Source organism: Phocaeicola sp. RTP21198st1_B8_RTP21198_201120, assembly GCF_040929485.1.
GTDB lineage: Bacteria > Bacteroidota > Bacteroidia > Bacteroidales > Bacteroidaceae > Phocaeicola > Phocaeicola dorei.
In genome coordinates this window covers 1-21,950 of the sequence record NZ_JBCOCI010000017.1, presented here as the reverse complement: position 1 = coordinate 21,950, position 21,950 = coordinate 1, and the positions used below count along the sequence as shown (strand labels likewise).

General features: G+C 42.1%; 9 protein-coding genes. 1 reads left to right on the top strand and 8 read right to left on the bottom strand.

Annotation, left to right across the window (positions count from 1 at the left end; all coding sequences use genetic code 11):
• Positions 1-52: 52 nt before the first annotated feature.
• From AB5935_RS09190 to AB5935_RS09175, 4 genes are all read right to left on the bottom strand, one after another.
• The gene (locus AB5935_RS09190; RefSeq protein ID WP_038611601.1) at positions 53-1,744 is read right to left on the bottom strand and encodes a RagB/SusD family nutrient uptake outer membrane protein; all 1,692 of its coding nucleotides are present in this window, start codon (positions 1,742-1,744) and stop codon (positions 53-55) included.
• Positions 1,745-1,756: 12 nt separating this feature from the next.
• Positions 1,757-4,858, bottom strand: coding sequence for a SusC/RagA family TonB-linked outer membrane protein (locus tag AB5935_RS09185; protein ID WP_007833074.1), 3,102 nt, complete (start codon positions 4,856-4,858; stop codon positions 1,757-1,759).
• Between the two features lie 401 nt (positions 4,859-5,259).
• Positions 5,260-7,284 carry a RagB/SusD family nutrient uptake outer membrane protein gene (locus AB5935_RS09180; RefSeq protein WP_038611603.1) on the bottom strand — a complete coding sequence of 675 codons (2,025 nt, stop codon included), beginning with the start codon at positions 7,282-7,284 and terminating at the stop codon, positions 5,260-5,262.
• A 15-nt stretch (positions 7,285-7,299) separates the two neighbouring features.
• Positions 7,300-10,608 carry a SusC/RagA family TonB-linked outer membrane protein gene (locus AB5935_RS09175; protein WP_038611605.1) on the bottom strand — a complete coding sequence of 1,103 codons (3,309 nt, stop codon included), beginning with the start codon at positions 10,606-10,608 and terminating at the stop codon, positions 7,300-7,302.
• Between the two features lie 318 nt (positions 10,609-10,926).
• Between AB5935_RS09175 and AB5935_RS09170 the strand changes: the two genes are divergently transcribed.
• Entirely contained in the window at positions 10,927-14,961 is a 4,035-nt protein-coding gene (locus tag AB5935_RS09170; RefSeq protein WP_038611608.1) for a hybrid sensor histidine kinase/response regulator transcription factor, read from the top strand.
• A 217-nt stretch (positions 14,962-15,178) separates the two neighbouring features.
• Here the strand turns inward: AB5935_RS09170 and AB5935_RS09165 are convergent, their stop codons facing one another.
• From AB5935_RS09165 to AB5935_RS09150, 4 genes are all read right to left on the bottom strand, one after another.
• Positions 15,179-16,219: a DUF3810 domain-containing protein gene (locus AB5935_RS09165; protein WP_022185219.1), complete on the bottom strand. Its 1,041-nt coding sequence runs from the start codon at positions 16,217-16,219 to the stop codon at positions 15,179-15,181.
• 144 nt (positions 16,220-16,363) lie between these two features.
• Positions 16,364-18,679, bottom strand: coding sequence for a DUF2264 domain-containing protein (locus AB5935_RS09160; RefSeq protein ID WP_007856321.1), 2,316 nt, complete (start codon positions 18,677-18,679; stop codon positions 16,364-16,366).
• Between the two features lie 91 nt (positions 18,680-18,770).
• The gene (locus tag AB5935_RS09155; protein WP_038611611.1) at positions 18,771-20,045 is read right to left on the bottom strand and encodes a BNR repeat-containing protein; all 1,275 of its coding nucleotides are present in this window, start codon (positions 20,043-20,045) and stop codon (positions 18,771-18,773) included.
• Positions 20,046-20,508: 463 nt separating this feature from the next.
• Positions 20,509-21,807, bottom strand: coding sequence for a UDP-N-acetylmuramoyl-tripeptide--D-alanyl-D-alanine ligase (locus AB5935_RS09150; RefSeq protein WP_008655962.1), 1,299 nt, complete (start codon positions 21,805-21,807; stop codon positions 20,509-20,511).
• Positions 21,808-21,950: the final 143 nt, after the last annotated feature.

Below are 21,950 nucleotides of genomic sequence, written 5' to 3'. Positions count from 1 at the left end.
CCCTTCATGCTCTTTCAATATTTTATATATATCTTACTTATATCCGACAGAATCAATAACCTGGATTCTGTTTCAAATTTCCATCTTTGTTCAATTGAATCTCGGTGAGAGGTATCGGAAGCAGTGTATGGATATTGGCATCAAAACCTGTAATCACCTTATTGCTTGGTGCAGCAGGTTCCACATCCCCATTCAGTTTGATACGTTCGGCCAACGTATTGGTCCGAACTAAAGTCATACGACGGTTCTCCTCACTAATCAATTCACGGGCACGTTCATCCAAAATGAAGTCAATGTCAATCTGATCAGCCGTTACTTTACCAGCACCCGGAGCCACCGCACGATAGTCTTTAAAGGCACGGTCGCGCAACACATTGATGTCATCAGCCGCCCCCTGTGTATTCCCCTGACGGAAACGAGCCTCTGCACGAAGCAAGTAAGTTTCTCCCAAACGCATCACAGGCCAGTCCTTCACTACAGCATAACCAAAATCATCGGTTTCATCATAAGCCCCCCATTTAGTGGGATGAGGATAAAATACGTTCAATGAATCTCCCTCGTGAGGGATGACCTGGTCGCCCGTTTTTAATGTCACATTTCTTACACCTTTGTCTTTATCCACCAAGAACCCTTTAGCATCAATACCAACTTCTTTTGAAAAACCGGGCTTGTTATACCACATTACACGACGGATATTATAATTAGAATTACGGATATCACCTTTCTCATACAATCCGTATTTCACAAAATTGCTGATACGCAAACGGCCATTACCACGACCGCCTATGGAATCCGCATTCACCATACCATCCAGTTTATGGAAAGCAGGAACCCAGTTACGACGTTGTTGCGGATTGTCAATCGTACCGCCATTCACATCACGGTTATACTCCATTTCGAAAGTCCAGATAGCCTCCATATTCCCCTGTGAACGACGCTGATTCCCCCAACGGAACATATCATGATAATAATCACCCGGCTCGGCCGCATATTTACCATATCTTGCTGAAATCAGTTCATATTTACCACCTGTTATAATAGGCGTCACCACATCTTCCGCCTTCTTGAAATAGGAAGCATCACGCATACCCATCCGAAGATAGGCTTCTCCTGCCAACTGTCTTGCCATGTCCTGATTTATACGGCTTTCATTTTTGGCAGCTCCCACTACCGGAAGATTAGACATGGCATAAACCAAGTCAGAATCAATGACTCCATCCACCTCGGCAACCGCATTACGGGTATAATCTGTACGCGGAATACTAGTAGATTCTGTCACCAAAGGTACATCTCCCCATAATGTCACCAACATATTGTATGCATAAGCACGAAAGAACATGGCTTCGGCTGTTGCCGCCGCATCACCGCCTTCAGCTTGTGAAGCGATAATCTGATTCGCACTATTAATGAGCTCATATAATTTTTCCCAAAGGAAACTTACCCCTGCATTCTCTGCATTCAATTCCTGATATCTGTAAAAAGGAACCTCTACCCCCTGAGTGTCACCGGGAGCACCTACATCCGTACCTACCTGCCAGCATCCTACAAATCCCTGCTGACTGGACATTCCCCATATAGCAGCATATTGACGGTGCAGACCTACCAATTTCGCATTTACATCTGATACTTCCGGACCATAACTAGAGTACATTTTCTCATCCAGAAAACTATCGCTGCATGATGTAGTCCCAATAACAAATGCCGATGCAGCAAAAGTTGTTAATAATATATTTCTAAATTTCATAGTTCTTCGTTTTTAGAATGTTAAATTAACTCCAAATACACAACTCTTAGTCATCGGGTAGTTACTGCTGTCATATACAGTTTCACCTCTTGTACTATCCCATGAACTATTACCACGAGCTACCTGACGAGCTTCAGGATCCCAACCTACCCAATCCGTGAAAGTAAACAGGTTACGTCCGCTCACATAAAGCTGCAAACCACCGATACCCATCTTCTGAATCATGCGCTGTGGGAAAGTATAACTTAATGTGATGTCTTTGATACGTGTATAACTGGCATCACAAGGGAAACCATATCCATGTTTGTTTGAGTTCTTACGCAATGAACGCCATTCGTTACTCTTGTTTTCCGGAGTCCAATAACCTATTTCAGTAGTGGTATTACGACGTCCCATTTCATCACCTGCCATACCGATCAATGAATTGTTCTTTTTCAATCCTTGTGTAGTCTGGATAAAGATACTCAATGTAAAATCCTTATAAGTGAACGTATTCGTCAGACCACCAATCCATTTCGGTGTTGTCTGCCCTTTGATGGTACGGTCATTGTCATCAATCTTGCCATCAGGTACTCCGTCAGGGCCACTGATATCCGCCAACTTCACATCACCAGCTTCTGCAATCGGGTCCCAATTCAAATGGTCGCCACGGGCTATCTCATCTTCCTGCCAGATTCCAACCATTGTATAATCATAAATCACGCCTATCGGATGTCCAAGGAACCAACGGTTACCCAAGTCATTCTGGCCGTCCCCATAAAGGTCCTTTATCTCATTCTTATTCCATGAAAAGACCAAATTGGAACTCCATGTAAAGTCGCCTGAAACAATATTACGAGAATTCAATGTCAATTCCACACCTTTATTAGCTGTTTCACCCATATTGGAGTACACGGTGTTGTAACCAGTTACTTTAGGTAAATTACGTTTCAGAAGCAAATCGTTGGTCTTTGAGAAATAGACATCAATATTACCTGTCAAACGGTTATTCCAAAGTCCGAAGTCCAGACCGACATTGAAACTCTTTGTGGTTTCCCAAGTCAGATCCGCATTCCCCATCAAATCATTGGGCCATAAACCTGCATTCGAAGCTCCGCCTAAAGCCAACATGCCCGAATCCATCTTCACACGTGACTGATATACTCCGATGGCCTCGTTACCCGCTTTACCATAAGACGCACGCAGCTTTAATGTATTCAACCAATTACTGGAAGATTCCATAAATGATTCACGGGCAATATTCCAACCTAAAGCGACAGAAGGGAATACACCGTATTTGTTATTATCACCGAAAACAGAAGAACCGTCCCGACGCACTGTAAATGTAAACAAGTAACGGCTGTCATAAGAATAATTAATTCGTCCCATTTGTGAAACAGTAGTATAAAGGTCGGTATATGAAGCTACGCTAGGTGTTTCCGCACTACCCATGTTATGCCACTGCTGGTCGTCATTAATAAATTTGCTGGCCATAGCTTGCGAACGTTGATATTTCTTACGTGAAGCGGCATACAAAGCTGTCAAATCCAAATGATGCTTTCCAAAATCACGATTATAAGCAAGGATATTCTCTATGGTATAACTTTGTGTTTCTTCATTCTTTATTTCAGCATAACCAGTCTGATTATTTACCGACTTACCTTCATAATTATTATAACGTTTGGGCATATATGCATAACCACCATTGAATTTATAAGTCAGTCCTTTAAGAGGAGAAATCAATTTTTCGAAATCAATTTCGGCATAACCGTTTATATTAATATTCCACTGACGGCGTTCGGGATTAGTAGTAGTCCACATCAACGGATTGGTAAACAAAGTTTCACTGTACATCGGATTGATGCAATAGCTGCCGTCTTCTTCATACATTTTTGCATAAGGAGACATAGCCTCAGCCATCAGAAAGTTAACACGCCCACCGTCACGGTTATGAGATACTATATATGAATTAGTCCCTACCTTCATATAATCAGTCACACTCATATCAATGTTGGTACGAATGGAGTAACGTTTGTAATTGAACCCTTTCAACACACCTTTCTGACTCATATAGTCGGCAGAAACGTAATACTTCACATTATCCGCCCCACCGCCGATACTTACGTTATGGTCTTGGATGATACCTGTTTGCGATACAGCGTCAATCCAATCGTTCTCTATACCATTGGCCTGATTTTCTGCTTCGTATGCATTCTTCACATAGTCATTGTACATGGTTTCTCCGGGATTCTGTGACACATAATCTCTATAACGTTGAGTGATTTGCGAACCATCACAGAAATCTAGTTTATGAGAAAAATCCTCCACCCCGAAATATCCGTTATAACGAATGGTCGGCTTGCCGGAAGTACCACGCTTAGTAGTAATCAAAATAACACCATTCGCACCGTTTGTACCATAAATGGCAGTGGCCGAAGCATCCTTCAAAATTTCCATAGATTCAATATCATTCGGATTGATATCATTCAATGTACCTCCCGACTTGCTGATAGGCACACCATCCACAACAATATATGGCCCGGAATTAGCATTGATGGAATTCTGGCCACGCACCAAAGCATCCGGCGCATCGCCCGGAATGGAAGATGTTTGTGTAATAGTAACACCTGCTGCCGCACCTTGAACAGCTTGTAATACATTCGTCACAGGAAGTTTTCCCAGACGCTCCTTCCCTACTGAAGTAACAGAACCGGTCACATCTGATTTCTTCTGCACACCATAACCGACTACCACCACTTCCTCCAACGTTTCTGTATCCTCTTGCAAAATAATGTTAAGTGATTTTCCCGGAATAACTTTCATTTCTTGATTCTTATATCCTATATAAGAAATAACCAATGTAGCTCCTGGAGCCACATTCAATGTAAAATTACCATCGAAATCAGTAATTGTACCATTGGTAGTACCTTTCTCTAAAATACTGGCACCAATAACCGGTTCCCCTGCCGGATCTTTAATAGTACCTGAAACGGATTGTTTCTGTTGCTGGACAGTTTGTACGGCAGTCACAATTTCTTCAGCCATCACACTGAACGGCTGGGTCGCAACGAAACCTGTACAAAGCAATAAGGCAGTCAAAGCCTTTCGATTTCTTAAGAACGAGTTCGATTTCATCGTTTTTCTTATTAAATTAGATTATAGGTAATAATATTATCCGAATAGAGTTGTGATTAGAAACTCCTTGGGCTGAATTTTGTCACATTCCCAATATTAATCGGGAGCAGATTTATTCCTCATAAGCATTATATTTAAAGTTCGTTTTATCTATTTTTCACATTGCAAACTTAAAGCTTTAAAAGAATAAAAAAGGCTAAAAAATAATCAAGAGTAGTAGAAAAATTAAGCATGAACGATTTTTCTATAGTGAATTCCGAAATTTTATATTCCTCTACTTAAAAGGGATAAAAACGGACTACGGGTTAAAATCACTTCAAGCCGTAGTCCTCCTATAATCTAATTCGCAAGTTAATCAGACTTGCTTTATCAGTATCAACAACGCCTGTTGAAAACTATCATTATTTTGTCAATTCTTCATCAGCCACTGCTTCTTCCCAATTAGTAAACATCGGAATCGCTTCATCATAGCCGTCATATCCATAATTTTGCCGCAACCGCGCACCTGTATTAGCAGTAATAGCCGAGTTGGGAATCGGCCAAAACAGATTACGTTTATCTACTTGATAATTCAATTCCTTGTTGGAAACAATAGGCCCATGATTGAAAATATTGTAGCGCGTAGTACGCTTATACCAGTAGCTTCCTCCATTCAAATCCGTACCACTCTGCTTATCCCAAGTAGACAGATTATAAGTTTCTCCCCATTCATCCGGCTGACCACTGCGAGCAAGACACCAAGAAATACGAGTCAATTCAGGCTGTCTCCATTCTTCCAAATACAATTCCCGAGCACGTTCATCAGCAATGTCACCGATAGTTACAGTAGTAAACATCTTTTTGGCATTAGCACGACGACGAACTACGTTCACATCCTCTGCAGCGCCAATCGGGTTACCTTGGTAGAACTTAGCCTCAGCGCGAAGTAAGTAAGTTTCTGCCAAACGGAACAAGTATAGATTACCATTAGACACACTATTGCCCTTGGTTGCTCCATTAAACTGATTAGCCCCCATATTTTCTTCAGCATTTTGATCAAGTATATATACTTTGTACAATGGGGTCGGGAACCAACTACGAATAGTATCAGAACAAAGCAAATCCCCTTTTCTCACCAACAAATCACCTGATTCCGGATCATAATAATCTTCTGGTGCATAAAGCATCATGTTTTTCCCATAATAAGCAGAATTTGGATTATTGTATTTAAGATCCGTCATTTCCATCCAATTACCTATTTCTCGATTATGACGCATATCCTGCCAATCTGTTTCACCATCATAATTCCAAATGGTCTGATTATAATGATAAGAAGTGCGGAAACAACCAATACCACGTCCCATAGCGCGTACCCAATCTAATTTCGCATCATATTCCCCAGCAGTACGTGCATAATTATAAGTTGGAGATCCTAAGTTATGAGGATCACGGATAATACCATTACTCCAATGCACACACATAGCTCGCATCTGCGGATAGGAGATGAAACCTTCAGCATAATAATTCAAAATAGGCATAATCATTTCCGTATTAGAAGCATCAGTTATATTTACTCCACGATGCAAATCCCAAATTACATTACGTTCTACCGGCCATGTTTCCGGATTACCAGAAGAAACATTCGTTCCAAACGGAGCATTCATTAAAGCCAAACCATGATTGTTAATCAAATCGGTAGCTAATTGTTCAGCTTTCTGATATTCACCTACAACTAAATAACACTTGATAAGCAATTGCTTACATGCTTCTTGGTTGACAGTACCTATATAACCGATCTCTTTCTGTGGAGACACATGTTTTACAGCGAATTCCAAATCATGCACCAACATTTGGAAGATTGCCTCTTTACTCGTGGATTTATAGTTTTGTTTAGGTACTTCAATCAGCTTCGTAATTAAAGGTATATCGCCAAACAATAATACACCGTGATAGTAGGCATAGGCGCGATGAAAGTAAGCACGTCCTAAATATTCATCGCGCAAAGTGGGATCCAACCCTTCTACTTTACCTACATTGGAGATAATAGTATTTGCAAAAGTCACACTATTCCATGTGCGGTCCCAGAAACGTGACATAGCATTCTCATCCCCACCACCTTTCATACCGGATGTCGGAGTTATCTTATTGGCAAAATCGTCTTGCATATCGCCCGCATCGGTTTTCCCATACAGACCAATATCTGTCATGAAATAAAGGGAAGCCATAGGCATCACGTTACTATTTCCGTCCATCAGCATTTCTTTCAAGCCATAATCACACATAGCCAAGGCTGATTGCAAACCAGATTCTGTTGTGTAAGTATTTTCGGGATTGTAAAACGATAAAGGGTCCTGTTTCAAAAAATCATCCGTACAGCTAACGTTCACCAAAGCAGTCGCAGCCAGTACCATACATGCTTTTGTAAATATCATATTGCTTGTTTTCATAATATTTTTCAGAAATTAGAGTGTTACATTAATACCAAAGTTAAAAGTGCGTGTAGCCAATCCGCCAGTTTCGGGATCACCATATTCCCAATTATCAAAGGTGCAGACGTTTTTACAACTTGCAGTAAGACGGATGCGGTCTATCATAAATTTCCTAGTCCATTTCTGTGGCAAAGTATAACCCAAAGTTATGTCATCCAAACGAACGAAACTACGGTTGTAAACTTTATCTACACCATTAGCCAGCCCCGTATTGGGACCTGCAGCATTCAAACGACAATAATCATTAGTCGGATTATCAGGAGTCCAATATTTACGAGCTGCCACATTAAAGCCGTTAGTTACCTGTGACCCTCCGTTCTCCTGATTCAACCAATAACCAGCACGGCTCTTGTGTCCCATATAAGAGTATAATGAAACAGAAAGAGTCAAATCCTTCCACAAAGTGAAATCGTTACGTAAATTCCAGTAAACAGGAGGAGCTGTAGTCCCTTGATAAACCTTATCATTATCATTGTAGACAGGTATGCGAGTACCATCTTCCAAAATCCGGTCATCTTCAGTATAGTGATTCACCACTTTCGGATCACCCGGTTTCTGCCCTACCAAAGCAGCAGAAGCAATGTCTTCAGGAGTATTCTGCCAAACTCCATCGGTTTCATAATACCATATAGTACCGATTGCCTGACCGATGAACCAACCATTGGAGGTATCATCCTTCTCTACACCATTCTCGTCATAATCATAGTAGATATGGTTAATTTTATTCTTATTAATAGAAAATCCTACGGAAGTATTCCATGTAAAATTCCTATTTTGAATATTTGTAGAATTCAAAGCGATTTCAAAGCCTTGGTTCTGTACTTCACCCAAATTGGCCATGATGGAACCGAAGCCAGAAAAACTCGGCAAACGCTGGCTCATTATCATGTCTGTTGTTTTCTTCAAATAATAATCCATGTTAGCAGTAAGTCTTCCATTCAAAAATGAAAAATCCAAACCGATATTCCACGCTTTAGTCTTTTCCCATTCTAAATTAGGTGCAGCCAAACGACTCATATAAAGTGGATTGACAACGTTCGAGTTACCATTTTGGTAATATACCATACTTCCACCTGCCAGTGACAAATTAGACAACGTAGAGTAAACATCTCCAAATTCACGGTTACCATTAGTTCCCCAAGACAAACGCAACTTACCCATATCCATCCAATCGTGAGCATCAGACATAAAGTTTTCTTCAGAGAATACCCAGCTAAGCCCAACAGATCCAAAGTTACCCCAAGGATTATTAGAACCGAAACCGGAATAACCGTCACGACGGAATGTTCCTGTAAACATATAACGATCCTTGAAGCTATAGAATAAACGCCCCAAATAGGAAGCAGCAGTATAATGAGTATCATTAGTACTAAAGCCACTCTGAGTCTTGTTAGCCCCTTGCGTATAATGGAAACCTAGAGCATCACTCGGCGTGATGTTACGTGCATTAACATTGTCACTCCAATATCGGTGTTCTTCAGCCTCTTGTACTAAGGTTGCGGTGAAATGATGCTCGCCAAATATCTTGTCCCATGTAATGGTGTTGTTCAAATTCCAATCAAAATTTTTCGACCAACCACGATTCACACCTCGATCAGCAGCAGATGCATTAGGCAAATCAGCAGACATCCAATAACGGTCATAGAACCACTGATAACGAGGAGCAATATTGAATTGATAAGAAAAACCTGCTGGCAAAGTAATTTTTGCATTAAAAATAGTATTTAATACGGTATACCCCTTTTCCAAATCGTAATACTGACGATCAAAGTAGTAATTGTACCCACCATTGGTAGGCAAACCAGACATAGGATATTGCTCATAATTACCATTGTTATCATACATGGAAGCATATGGAGAATTACGCAACATATTATTATCCCAATAATTACTTCCAAGAGATACTTGAATATCTCCATCCGAACGGTCCTGGAAATTAACATTCGCTCCTACCTCCAACCAATCTGTAATCTTCGCATTGATTTTCATGTTAGAACGGAAAGCATTGTATTCATTACCCTGTACAGCTCCTTCATTATTAATGTAACCTAATGAAAAGTAATAATTCACACGTTCAGTAGCTCCCGAAATACTTGCATTATAATCTTGATTGAAACCAGTGCGGAAAGTAGCATCATTCCAATCAACCATACGACCATTCAAAAAATTTTCCATCATCATCGGAGAATTATTGAATTCTAAACGACGGGCAAACAGACCAAGCATGGATTCACCTTCACTAAGACCAATACCACTGACACCTATATTGGAAGCCCATGCTTTCTGTTCTGCTTCTGTCAAGGTACGGGGGTCATCATAATAACCAGCTGGATATAACAAATTACCACTACCATCTTTTGCTTGATAGTAGTCATACAAACCATCCTCACCCTGTCCATACGTATAATACATTTTACGCCAGTCCTGATGAAATTTCAAATAACCAGCCGCATCAAAATAATCGCGATAATCTGATTTTCTAGAAACCGAAAGATTAGCACCTACATTAATAACCGGCTTACCCTCCTTACCTTTCTTTGTCGTGATAATAATGACACCGGCAGCAGCTTTAGCACCATAAATAGCAGCAGAAGAAGCATCCTTCAACACATCAATTTGTGCAATATCATCAGGATTAATTTCAGAAAGTTCACCATAAAAAGCCATACCGTCCAATACAATCATTGGGCTTGCATTGGTACCTAAAGAATTCTGTCCACGTAGCAAAATAGAAGCATCACTACCTTTAGCCGATGCATCATAACCTATTTGCAATCCTGGTGTACCGCGCAAAACATCTTGAACAGAAGTCGGATTTTGATCAGCAATCTTGGAAGGGTTAATTTGTACTACCGAACCTGTCAAGTCTTTCTTACGCATTGTACCGTAACCTACCACTACCACTTCTTCCAACATTTCGCTGTCCTCAATCAATGTTAAATTTATTGGTTGTCCTGCTACAGTTTTCATTTCTATCGTCTTATAACCAATATAAGAGATTATTAGTGTAGTGCCAGGAATTACATTCAACGTAAATCTACCATCAAAATCGGTAATTGTACCATTCGTAGTCCCCTTCTCTAGCACACTAGCACCAATTACAGGTTCCCCCGTAGCATCTTTAATAACTCCTGAAACGGATTGTTTTTGTTGCTGAGCAGTTTGAGCAAAAATCATAATCTCTTCAGCCATAACACTAATTGGCTGAGTTACAATGAAACCTGTGCAAAGCAGCAAAGCCATCATAGCCTTTCGATTTCTTTTAAACGAATTTTCTTTCATCGTCTTTCTTTTATAATTAGATTTAATTAAGGTAATAAACTCTCATTCCTAACTCCGAATTGTATATAAAGGCATCCGGACCAAACCTGCAAAGAACCTAAGTCTATGTTTTCATAAGCATTAGAATTTTTAATCTGTTTTATTTTCCCGAGACAAATATAAAAATATTGTAAAAGACAAGTAGAGAAAAACTGAGCAAGAAGGATATAAAAATCGTTCATAACGAGTTTTTAGTTGTCGTATGCTGAATATGTCATGTACATTAACAGAAATATTTTAGAAAATACTATATATTTGTACTCATAAAAGTACCTTTATATGAAACACACATATTCATTTTCAATCTCATTATTATTAAGTTTTATTTATCTGTTCCATGCATCTGCACAACCTTATGTTATCAAACGCCTAGGAGTGGAAGACGGTATGTCCAGCAATTATGTAGTCAGTGTCACTCAAGATAAAAAGGGTTACTTATGGATAGCAACCGAATCTGGTCTTAACAGGTTTGATGGACGTCAATTCAACATCTATACCAAGAATAATTCAGGATTGAGTGGTAACGAACTGAATGTCGTACTTGCAGACCCCTATGAAAACAAAGTCTGGATAGGCACACAACGAGATGGACTTTGTTATTTTGATTATGAAACAGAAACCATATCACGCATTCCTGCCACGGGCAATTATATGCTCAGTAATGATATCACAGACTTATCTGTTGCTGCCGACAGCGGCTTATGGATCACACATTATCATTTCGGAGTTGATTACTATGATCGGAAAACCAAACTGTTTACCCCCTATTCTTCTAAGAATGTAAAAGGTCTGGAAGGTAATAACTGGGTATCAAAAGAAGACGGTAACGGCAATCTGTACATTGGCCATCATCTCAGAGGATTAAGCATTGTATCCCTTAAAGACCGTACTGCAAAAAATTATCAGCATGACCCCAATAATCCTTATAGCATTCCCGATAATGAAGTACGCGCTCTATGCATAGACAAGAATAAGAATGTATGGGTAGGCACCAACAACGGTCTGGCACTTTTCAATCCGCAAAGCGAAAAATTCATCACATTCAAACACATAGAAGGAAATGAAAACTCATTATTGTCAGATCAGATTCTTGATATCAAACAAATGAAAGACGGCACTCTATGGATATGTACCAACATGGGAGGAGTGAGTATTCTCAATCTCAGGGAAAATACATTTATATCTCCAGAAAAGATTACATTCTCCAATATTACGGTAACGAATGACAACCATGGATTATCCGGACCCAATGCACGAAGCATCATACAAGATTCATTCGGAAATATTTGGATTGGCAACTACCGCGGTGGAGTGGATTTTATCAGTTATGCACAGCCATTATTCAACACCATTGCCTATACTATTGAAAAACAAGGTAAGATCAATAATAAACAAGTATGGGGATTATGGGCAGATAATCACCAAATATGGCTGGGAGGAGAAGGTGAATTAGGAATTTATGAAAAAGGAAAGAAAACCAAAAACTTCTCTTTACACGAATGCCGGCTGCACCCACAAACACATATCAATGTGATTTACCAAGACAAACAAGAACGACTGTGGCTAGGCACTTATAAAAATGGCATATTGCTTTATACTCCCAAAGACGGACGTATCACCCGGATAGGAGATAAAGGCTCGGAGTTCCTCGATATCTGCTCCTTCAGTGAGGATATAAACGGCAAGATATGGATAGGTACCCAAACGGGAATTTATTCTTATTTTAATAACCAATTGTCGTACGAGAAAGAATTAAACGCCCAGTTACCCGATATTATGGTACACGGTATCATACGGGACAAAAACGGGAAATTATGGGTAGGAACATTCGGCAAAGGAGTATGTGTGTTTGATGAAGATGATAAAAAGCTTTATAATTTCACAACAGACCATTCATTTCCATCCAATGCCGTGAATTATATGATGGAAGATTCTCGCAAACGCATTCTTGTTGCCACCCGGGAAGGTATTATTATTTTTAAAAATGTAAGTCAACCTAATGTCTTTGTGTCATTCGGTGCAAAGGAAGGTTTGGAAAACACACAGGTACGTGCCATACAGGAAGACCATGACGGCTATATATGGATAAGCACCAATGGTGGCATTTCTCGTCTAGATGAAAAAAACAAAAGATTCTACAATTATAATTATCATGACGGTATACCTATGGGTGATTTCATGGATGGTTCCACTTGCATCACTCCAGACGGTACTCTGTTTTTCGGCTCCCAAAACGGGGCATGTTATTTCAATCCGCGTGAACTATCATCACCACGCGAAGTTTCCCCTGTTACCATCACCCAATTCTTTATCTATAATAAACAGACAGAAAGCAGGGATACCCGGTTACCGGTTCCAATCAGTAACAGAATTGTTGAGCTACCTTATAATCAAAACACTTTCAACATATCTTTCAATGTGTTGGATTATACACAAAGTTCACAAGTAGAATTTTCATATATGCTGGAAGGACTTGAGAATGCATGGTACAGCACCCAAGGAGATAATCAGGTCACCTTCCGTAACATACCGCACGGCAACTATGTGTTTAAAGTGAAAACCCGATTTCGCAATCAGGAATGGAACGAGAATGCAGCACAACTGACAGTGGTAATTGCTCCTCCCCTTTGGCTTACCTGGTATGCCAAATTGGGTTATGTCATATTGTTTATCTTCGCATTATATGCATTGCTCCGTTTTTATAAACGTAAACTGGACTTAGAGAGTTCACTAGAAGTGGAGCGCAAGCAAAGTCTGAACAAACAAGAACTGAATGAAGAACGCCTGCGCTTCTACACCAACATCACCCATGAACTGCGTACTCCGCTCACGCTGATTCTAGGTCCATTGGAAGACCTGTTGAGTGATGCCACCTTATCTCCCAAACACGCCAACAAAATCAGCATCATTCATGATAGCGCCACCCGTCTGCTGAATCTGATAAACCGCATACTGGAATTCCGCAAGACCGAGACCCAGAACCGTAAATTATCTGTGGCCAAGGGAGATCTGGGACAATTGGTACAGGAAGTGGGATTACGTTACAAAGAGTTGAATCCCAATAACAAGGTAAATTATCACATTCATATCGAAACAGAAGATACGGAAATCTTCTATGACGCGGACATGATCACCATCATACTGGACAACCTGATGAGCAATGCTGCCAAATATACTTCCGAGGGAGATATCACCTTATCACTCCGTTCAGTAGAAGAGAACCAGATAAAATACACGGAAATCAGTGTCAGTGATACCGGCCATGGCATTGACGCCGAAGCGTTACCACACATTTTCGATCGCTATTATCAGGCAAAAAGCAAATATCAGGCATCGGGTTCGGGCATCGGGCTTGCTCTGGTCAAAGGTTTGAGCGAATTGCACGAAGGAATCCTGAAAGTAGAAAGCGCAGTGGATACGGGAACCACATTCACGCTGCGCCTGCTCACCGAGAATACGTATCCCAACGCTATCCATGCCCAACATGATATGGAAAAGAAGCCGATAGATGCAGAGGAAACCACCATTACCGATACACCAACCGAAAATCATCCCATTGTACTGGTGGTAGAGGACAATGCCGACATACGGGAATACATCCGGAGCTCTTTTACAGATATCTATGAAGTAATCACTGCCAAGGATGGTAAAGAAGGCTGGGAACTGGCACAGGCACGAATTCCCAACATCATTGTCAGTGATATCATGATGCCGGTCATGGACGGTATCGAACTTTGCAAGCGAATAAAAGAGGATATGCGCACCAGCCATATCCCTGTAATCTTACTGACGGCTAAAGATTCTTTACAAGACAAGGAAGAAGGATATGCATCCGGAGCAGATTCCTATCTTACCAAACCGTTCAGTGCCAAGCTGCTGCACAGTCGCATCAACAACCTGTTGGAAACCCGTAAGAAAATAGCCTCTCTGCTGGCACTGGCCGATACGCAGCCCAAACAGGAAAGTGCCGTGAGTTCGTTAAACAAACTGGATAATGAATTCCTGCAGAAAATCACGCAAATAATCGAAGAGAATCTGGAAATGGAAAAGATGGATATCGCTTTCATTGCCGACAAGATGTGCATGAGTCACTCCACCCTTTACCGCAAGATAAAAGGACTGACAGATATGTCCGCCAACGAATTTATCCGTAAGGTAAAAATGCGCAAGGGAGTGGAACTGCTGATGTCCGGACAATATACTATTTCAGAAATAGCCTATATGATAGGATTCAGCAGTGTGGCCTATTTCCGCCAATGTTTCAAGGACGAATACGGAATGTCGCCTTCGGATTATGTGAAACAGAAACAGTAGACTCCCTGGCGGATTCTGATCATTGCTTGGAATCATCCTGAGCAGTTCTTCTTTAGAGTTTTATATTTCTGCTGCCACTGCTACCACCCTTCCTGCTGAAATGCCGATGAAAAGTGGTAGCAGTGGAGCAACAATATAAAGCTCGTTTGTTATAGAACTCTTGGATCAAGTTATAACTGTCACAATCGAATTCAAGTCCAGCCTGAACATTCTGTTTCTATTTTTCTTCCAAAGAAAGCAGTATCCCGATCACTTCCGCATAATTCTTTCTACCGGAAGGAATGTTGTTACCCTTTAAAAACAGGTTATAAATTTTATTCTGCACTTCACCCAACAGGGTACTATAACGCTCATTCCAATACATACGTTTATATTCATAATCCTTCACCACTTCGGGACGGATCGTCTTAATCCATTCACGAAATTCCTCTTCCGTCAACACAGAAGATGCATTGACCAGCACATAGGGCAACAGACCGAAATAGGCACTATAACGCACCGCCGGCCGCTTTGAAGAGCGACAAACCCTGTAAGCCCAATAATTCGCTTCCGCCTCATTACTTACCCCCAACAGGTGAGACAGTTCATGGGCATACGTAAATGGCAATTGTACAGGAAGCAATTCTTCATTCAATTGCGACTCCGCAAAAAAAGGTCCCATATATCCCAATACTCCCACACCCGAATAAAGCGGATTGAACCACACTTGCTTGGGATGCTGATAATCCTGGGGAAGAGCCAAACCATACATAGACGGAACCTGCCGGTAAATCTCCTTTATCTCCTGCCGCATCCTTTCAGGATCCGTTTTCACCTCAGCCGTATAGGACTGATTCAGACTATCTGTATAGGAAGCAAGGAAACGACGGAATGCCTGTTCATCGTAACCGGCAGGTTCCACCTCCATCCGCCAGTAAATATCGTAACGGAAATAATTCAAACCCCACCCCAGATAAAACCAGATATAGACCCATGCCAGCAACTCCACTTCCCTGCCCACAATGAATCTCCAGCTTTTCTTCTTCCGGCGTTTAAGAAAAGGATAAATAATCATCCATAAAATGATTACGACCACCAGCACCTCCTCTAAAGAAAAAGGGAAAACAGAAGCTATAGCGGACAACGCCGCCGACAGCCACGGATAAATATGACGAGCATACCCTTCGGCCATGACGGGAAAAAAACGGCAAAGTACAATGCACAGAAGAAGCAATGCAAGTACTATATATCTCAGAATAGGGAGAAGTTTTGTTTTCATGGATACAAAGCTACTATCTTTTTGCCATTTTCAGATACAGATGACACAAAGCTTTTATTTTTTAAACACGAACAACGCAGATGATACGGATAAGTATAAAAAACAACTTCGTATCACCTCTGCGTCATTCGCATCTGAAAACAATCAGAATAAATCCCAAGTGCGTATATCATCACTCCAGTGATGGTCTTTCGGGAAAGGCTGTCCGCCCCATGCCTTGGCTTGTGTGCAAGGTTGTGCGGCATCTGTCCAGAACGGATGTGCGGCAGGAAGCCCCAGCGGAAGGAATGCCAGTGATGTCATATAAAGACTGCCGTTATTGGTGTACCAATCCGCCACATTGGGCTGACGGCCTGCAAAACCTATGGTCAGGAAGCCCGCCTCATTGAAGTTCTCGGTGTTGTCATACATCCGGTGCATCACAGAAGTCAGTGCGGCACGCGCCTGTCCGTTGCTCACCCCTTCGGGCAACTGCTGATACCAAGCCATCAGCGCCAAGGGTTGCATAGTGGCCAAACGGTAAGGAATGGAACGGCCGAATACCGGGAAAGTACCCTCAGGAGAAATCAAGCGTTCCAGTACAAGGCTGAATTTCCTAGCACGTTTCAAGGCGCGGTCATAATATTTTTTATAATGAATACGAGTGTATTTCCCTGCATCCTTCATGCCCTGCAACGTTTCCAGATACATGGGATGGAAGACATAACTGCTATAATAGTCGAAAGCGAAAGAAGGGCCGTCCGCATACCAGCCATCTCCCGTGTACCATTCCTCCACCTTGCGGATAGCCGAATTGATACGGTATTCGTCACATTCCGTCCCTGCCTTTGCCAGGAAACTCTCGATGGTAGAAGAAAACAGCAACCAGTTGGTGTAAGGCGGATCTACCCGGCGCAATTGGGTAAATTCTTCAAAATAACGTTTCTTGGTAGTATCATCCAAAGGCATCCAGAGTTGGTCGTAAGCACGCAGAAAGCTTTCGGCCACGTATGCCGCATCTACCAAAGCTTGGCCGTGTCCTCTCCACAACAGATAGTCGGGATTGGCAGGGTCTACTGCATTGGCATAGCTTTTCAAAGCCCATTCACGAAGTTGCTTGCGCATCCGGCCTTCCTCCGTATCATCATCGGGAAGTGTCAGCCAGGGAGCGACACCTGCCATAAGGCGTCCGAAGGTTTCCATATAAGTCACTCCTTTGTTACGTCCATCCCAATTAGGACTCACCTCTACCAGCATATTCTTTTTCAGATTACCTTCCGCCATATTGCTCAGTACGGGAGCTGCCATCTTATAAAGCAGATTGCACCAGTAGGCACGATCCTGATTTTCAGGAGCTTCCAGATAACGAACATATTCACAAGCAGCCAACAGAAAAGCGCCTACCCCGAAATTAGCTTCAGAATCAGCATCGACTACTTGTCCCGGAATAGCCTTCTCACCAATCGGCTGTACGTAACCAATCTTGCCATTCTTCTGCAAAGCAGTCTTTGCCAAATAGTTCCATGCTTTATTTATCACCGGTTTATACACTGCCTCATCCAGATAGCCATTATTGATTCCCCAAAGGAAGCCGTAAGTAAAGAAAGCCGTTCCGCTGGTTTCCGGTCCGGGAGCATGAGTGGGATCCATCATGCTACGGGTCCAATAGCCTTCCGGTTGCTGGATAGCTGCGACTGCTTCGGCCAGTTTCACATACTTGTTTACGAAAAAAGAACGATGCTCGTAATCAGCGGGAAGATCTTTCAGCACCTTCGCCAGTCCGGCAAGCACCCATCCGTCACCACGTGCCCAAAAGTCCTTCTTTCCGCTGGAAGTCTTGTGTTTAGGATAAACATATTTGGCATCCCGATAATACAGGCCGGTTTCCCGGTCGAGCATGATACTATCCGAATATACAATATATTCATACAATTTATCCAAATAGAGATGATTGCCCGTCACCTTATACAGTTTGGTCATGACAGGCATTACCATATACAGACCGTCGCTCCACCACCAGTAATCATGATTGGGTGTACTCATCTCATACTCCATCACTTCGCGGGCACGGGCTATCTTATAGTTGTCCGGAAGAATATTATAAAGGTCGATATACGTCTGAAAACAAACCTGATAATCTCCGAACAATACATATTCATCACTCTCACCGTAAGAGTATTTCCATTTAGACTTATCCTTTTCCTTGGCTCCCTTCCATTCATTGTGTATAGCCCAGGTTTCAGAATATGCACGGTAGTTTTCATTACCGGTCAGAAAGTATGCCTCCATGTTTCCGGTGTGGTAAGCGGCATTGTCCCAAAACGAACGGACTTCGGGCTTGTTATGCGTTTGCCAATAAGTGTTTACCTTGTCTATAATCCCCCGTACTTCCTTGGCTTCGGAAGAAGGTTTGGCGACAACCTGCATGGAAAGCAGCAAGGTACCTGCACAAACAAGGGTTTGTTTCAATAATTTGTTCATCATATTAATAATTTATCAATTTGCCAATTTACTAATGTACTAATGTGCTTGCGCTATATGCCGCATGGTCATTGGCAAATCAGCACATTATTTACAATTCCAACACATAAACCATTTGCGGTTCTGTTTCCACCTGCTTCTCGCCATCTCCCTGTCGGGTATCCTGTACATAAATATGAAGTTGCTTCTTCATTTTCCATAACTCCGTGTCATGACTGGGTTCCCACGCATTTACGGCAAAATCCGTCAGGTCTTTCACGTGCCATTCACCAAACTGTACGTCTTTGGTATAGTATATGGAAACTTTGCTTCCACGTTCCTGGTCACGGAACAGATAGTACACTTCTCCATTGTCCACCACCATCCGGGGACGGGACATGGGAATCATCTTGGTTCCTCCCCCTTTGAGCGAGAAAGGGGTCTTGCGTTCGGAAACCTGTCGGTTGTGCCAGTTCACACCATCGTGCCAAACGATGCGGTATTGGGGAACATCACTATCGGGATTGCGCCAGTAGGTAGCGATGTACGGATGACCTCCGGCATCCGTACTCATACTGGTCTGGTTTATCAGTTCGGCATTCTGAGGAATACGGCAGGCATATTCGGCATTGCCCAGGCGGATAGGAAGCTCATATTTCTGTCCGTTGGTCTTATACCAGGTTTTACCTCCGTCAAAAGAACGGGCGTAGCATAAATCATGATTGGTTTCCACATGCCAGGTTTCACGCCACACCCAGGAAAGATGGATGGTTCCTGATTGGTCCACATACAACTGCCAATAGGCATTCCGCTCGTTTTCTCCATCTACAAGGACATCCTGCACACGCTCCCACTTACGGGATTTCACATCATATCGGTTCATTACCATATTTCCTCTTCCGGAAGCGCCCGAGCGATATACAAAAAGCAAACCGCCATCAGCCAACAAATGAAATTCAGGATAGGTCACATCCTCTTCTTCGTTGCCTATCATCGGCTCTTTATCTCCCAAAACAAGTGTATCGGGGGCAATGCTGCGGCAATAGTTCAGTTTATGTCCGTGGTGGTCAAAAGAAAGATGAAGATAGCCGTCGCCGTCCACCATCATACTGATAATGTTATGTGCATCTTTTACATGTCCTTTGTATTGGGTACGGTGCAAAATCCATTCCCCAGTGCCCAGACGGCGTTTGCCTAACATCAGCCATCCTTCAGCGTCATAATAAGAAATGTATTGTGTGTTTCCATGCGTCACAATGGAGTTATTACGGAATACAGTAGTATTTACCGAAGTACTGCTAAAGCCTTTCCCCACTTCAACCAGACGTTGGGCACGAACAGAAAAAGCCACACAGCATAATGCGATTAGTAGAAATAAGTTCCTCATAGCAATTCTATTGATAACATTGCAAAAGTAACTGATTTCTGTAATAACACGGGATAATAATTCGGCAGGAAGGAGTCAGAAAACGGTCAAAACCGATTATTATATCTATTTTAAAGAAAAATTCAGAGAAATAATAAAGAAGAAAGATTCTATGAAAAGGCAAGGCAGGTTGCACTACACGCCATCACGCCCCAAATTACATTTACCATAGAGGCAGACTATGTGAAGGATCATTTCCAAAAGGATCTTTACCATTCATGTTTCCATACAGTATATATAGAAATCCCACCTGGGTGGAATGGGCATTTCACCTAGGTGAGAGCGTAGTTCCACCTTTGTGAAATGGCAGTTCCACCCAGGTGGGACAATATACCTATACAGGTGCAAACAGCACATTTAATAGTTACTTTGGACTTTTGACACATTCATCCTCCTACTGTGAATGAAACTGCCAACCGGTTAACTATAATATTTCCTGAAGCTGGCCCAACTTCATACTGTTGGAACCTTTAATCAGAATATAATATCCTTTCGGCTTATATCTTTCCAACGACTCTTTCAATGCAACCACATCTTGAAAATGTTCAAAGGACGGAATCACTTTGCCAAACTCCTCTCCTGCCAGAAGTACCCGGTCAAATTTACATTCATCCAGATAATCCGCAATCTTCTGATGTTCCTCATGACTGGTTTCTCCCAGTTCTTTCATATCACCCAGAATAACCATTTTATGAGCGACATTCATCAACCGGAAATTCTCCAAAGCCGCCATCATACTGGTAGGATTCGCATTGTATGCATCAACTATCAGTTTATTATCCGTGGTTTCTGTCAATTGCGAGCGGTTATTATGAGGAACATACGCCTCCAGTGCCTCACAAATCTGCCGGGACGGTACACTGAAGAACCGGCCCACCGTAATGGCGGCCAATGCATTCTTCATGTTATAACTGCCGATAAGGTGGGTATTCACTTCGAACTTCTGTCCCTCGTGTTCCCACTCAAACGAAAGAAACGGAGCACAAGCGCCCAGCTTGCCGCTGATATAAAGTCCCTCTCCTCCTTCCATACCATAACAAATACGGGTAAGGCCCTGAGAGATAGCTGTGAGATACTCATTGTCCTTGTCTATGAAAATAATATGCTTGCCATTGTAACGCAGATGCTCATACAACTCACCTTTAGTCTTGATGACCCCTTCAAAAGACCCGAAGCCTTCCAAATGCGCCTTACCCACATTAGTGATCATACCGTAATCTGGTTCTACAATACGGGTCAGTGCCTTGATTTCACCCGGATGGTTCGCTCCCATCTCGATGACAGCCAGTTCATGCTCGGGAGTCAGCCTCAGCAAAGTCAGAGGAACACCGATATGGTTATTCAAGTTACCCTGTGTATAAAGCACTTCATATCTTTTTTGCAGCACTGAGGCTATCAATTCCTTGGTAGTAGTCTTCCCATTGGTTCCCGTGATGCCGATGATTCGGGTACCCATTTTATGCCGGTGATAATTAGCCAGTTCCTGCAATGCTTTCAAGCAATCGTCTACTAACAAGATACGCGGATGCCCATCGGCGGCATATTCTTTTTCATCTACTACGGCATACTGGCAACCCTTTTCCAGCGCCTGAAGCGCGTATGCATTTCCATTGAATGTTTCCCCTTTCAGAGCTATGAACATAGAACCCTCGGGGCAGTTACGGCTGTCGGTAGTTACCTTGCCACATTCCGTAAAACACTTATATAAAGCTGAAATATCCATCTTTCGCTTTGCTTTTAAATTAAGTTGCAACAAAGATAACTGAAAAATAGTTCATGAAATAACAAAAACCTCAAATCCGCAACTAAGCCCTTGAACGTCCTTATTGCGTTTACACGTCCTCTCATTACTGAATTTGCAGATAA

Coding starts and splice junctions, on each gene's coding strand:
- AB5935_RS09155 (WP_038611611.1), bottom strand. CDS start 20,045: ATGAGGAACTTATTTCTACTAATCGCATTATGCTGTGTGGCTTTTTCT.
- AB5935_RS09180 (WP_038611603.1), bottom strand. CDS start 7,284: ATGAAAACAAGCAATATGATATTTACAAAAGCATGTATGGTACTGGCT.
- AB5935_RS09190 (WP_038611601.1), bottom strand. CDS start 1,744: ATGAAATTTAGAAATATATTATTAACAACTTTTGCTGCATCGGCATTT.
- AB5935_RS09160 (WP_007856321.1), bottom strand. CDS start 18,679: ATGAACAAATTATTGAAACAAACCCTTGTTTGTGCAGGTACCTTGCTG.
- AB5935_RS09150 (WP_008655962.1), bottom strand. CDS start 21,807: ATGGATATTTCAGCTTTATATAAGTGTTTTACGGAATGTGGCAAGGTA.
- AB5935_RS09175 (WP_038611605.1), bottom strand. CDS start 10,608: ATGAAAGAAAATTCGTTTAAAAGAAATCGAAAGGCTATGATGGCTTTG.
- AB5935_RS09170 (WP_038611608.1), top strand. CDS start 10,927: ATGAAACACACATATTCATTTTCAATCTCATTATTATTAAGTTTTATT.
- AB5935_RS09165 (WP_022185219.1), bottom strand. CDS start 16,219: ATGAAAACAAAACTTCTCCCTATTCTGAGATATATAGTACTTGCATTG.
- AB5935_RS09185 (WP_007833074.1), bottom strand. CDS start 4,858: ATGAAATCGAACTCGTTCTTAAGAAATCGAAAGGCTTTGACTGCCTTA.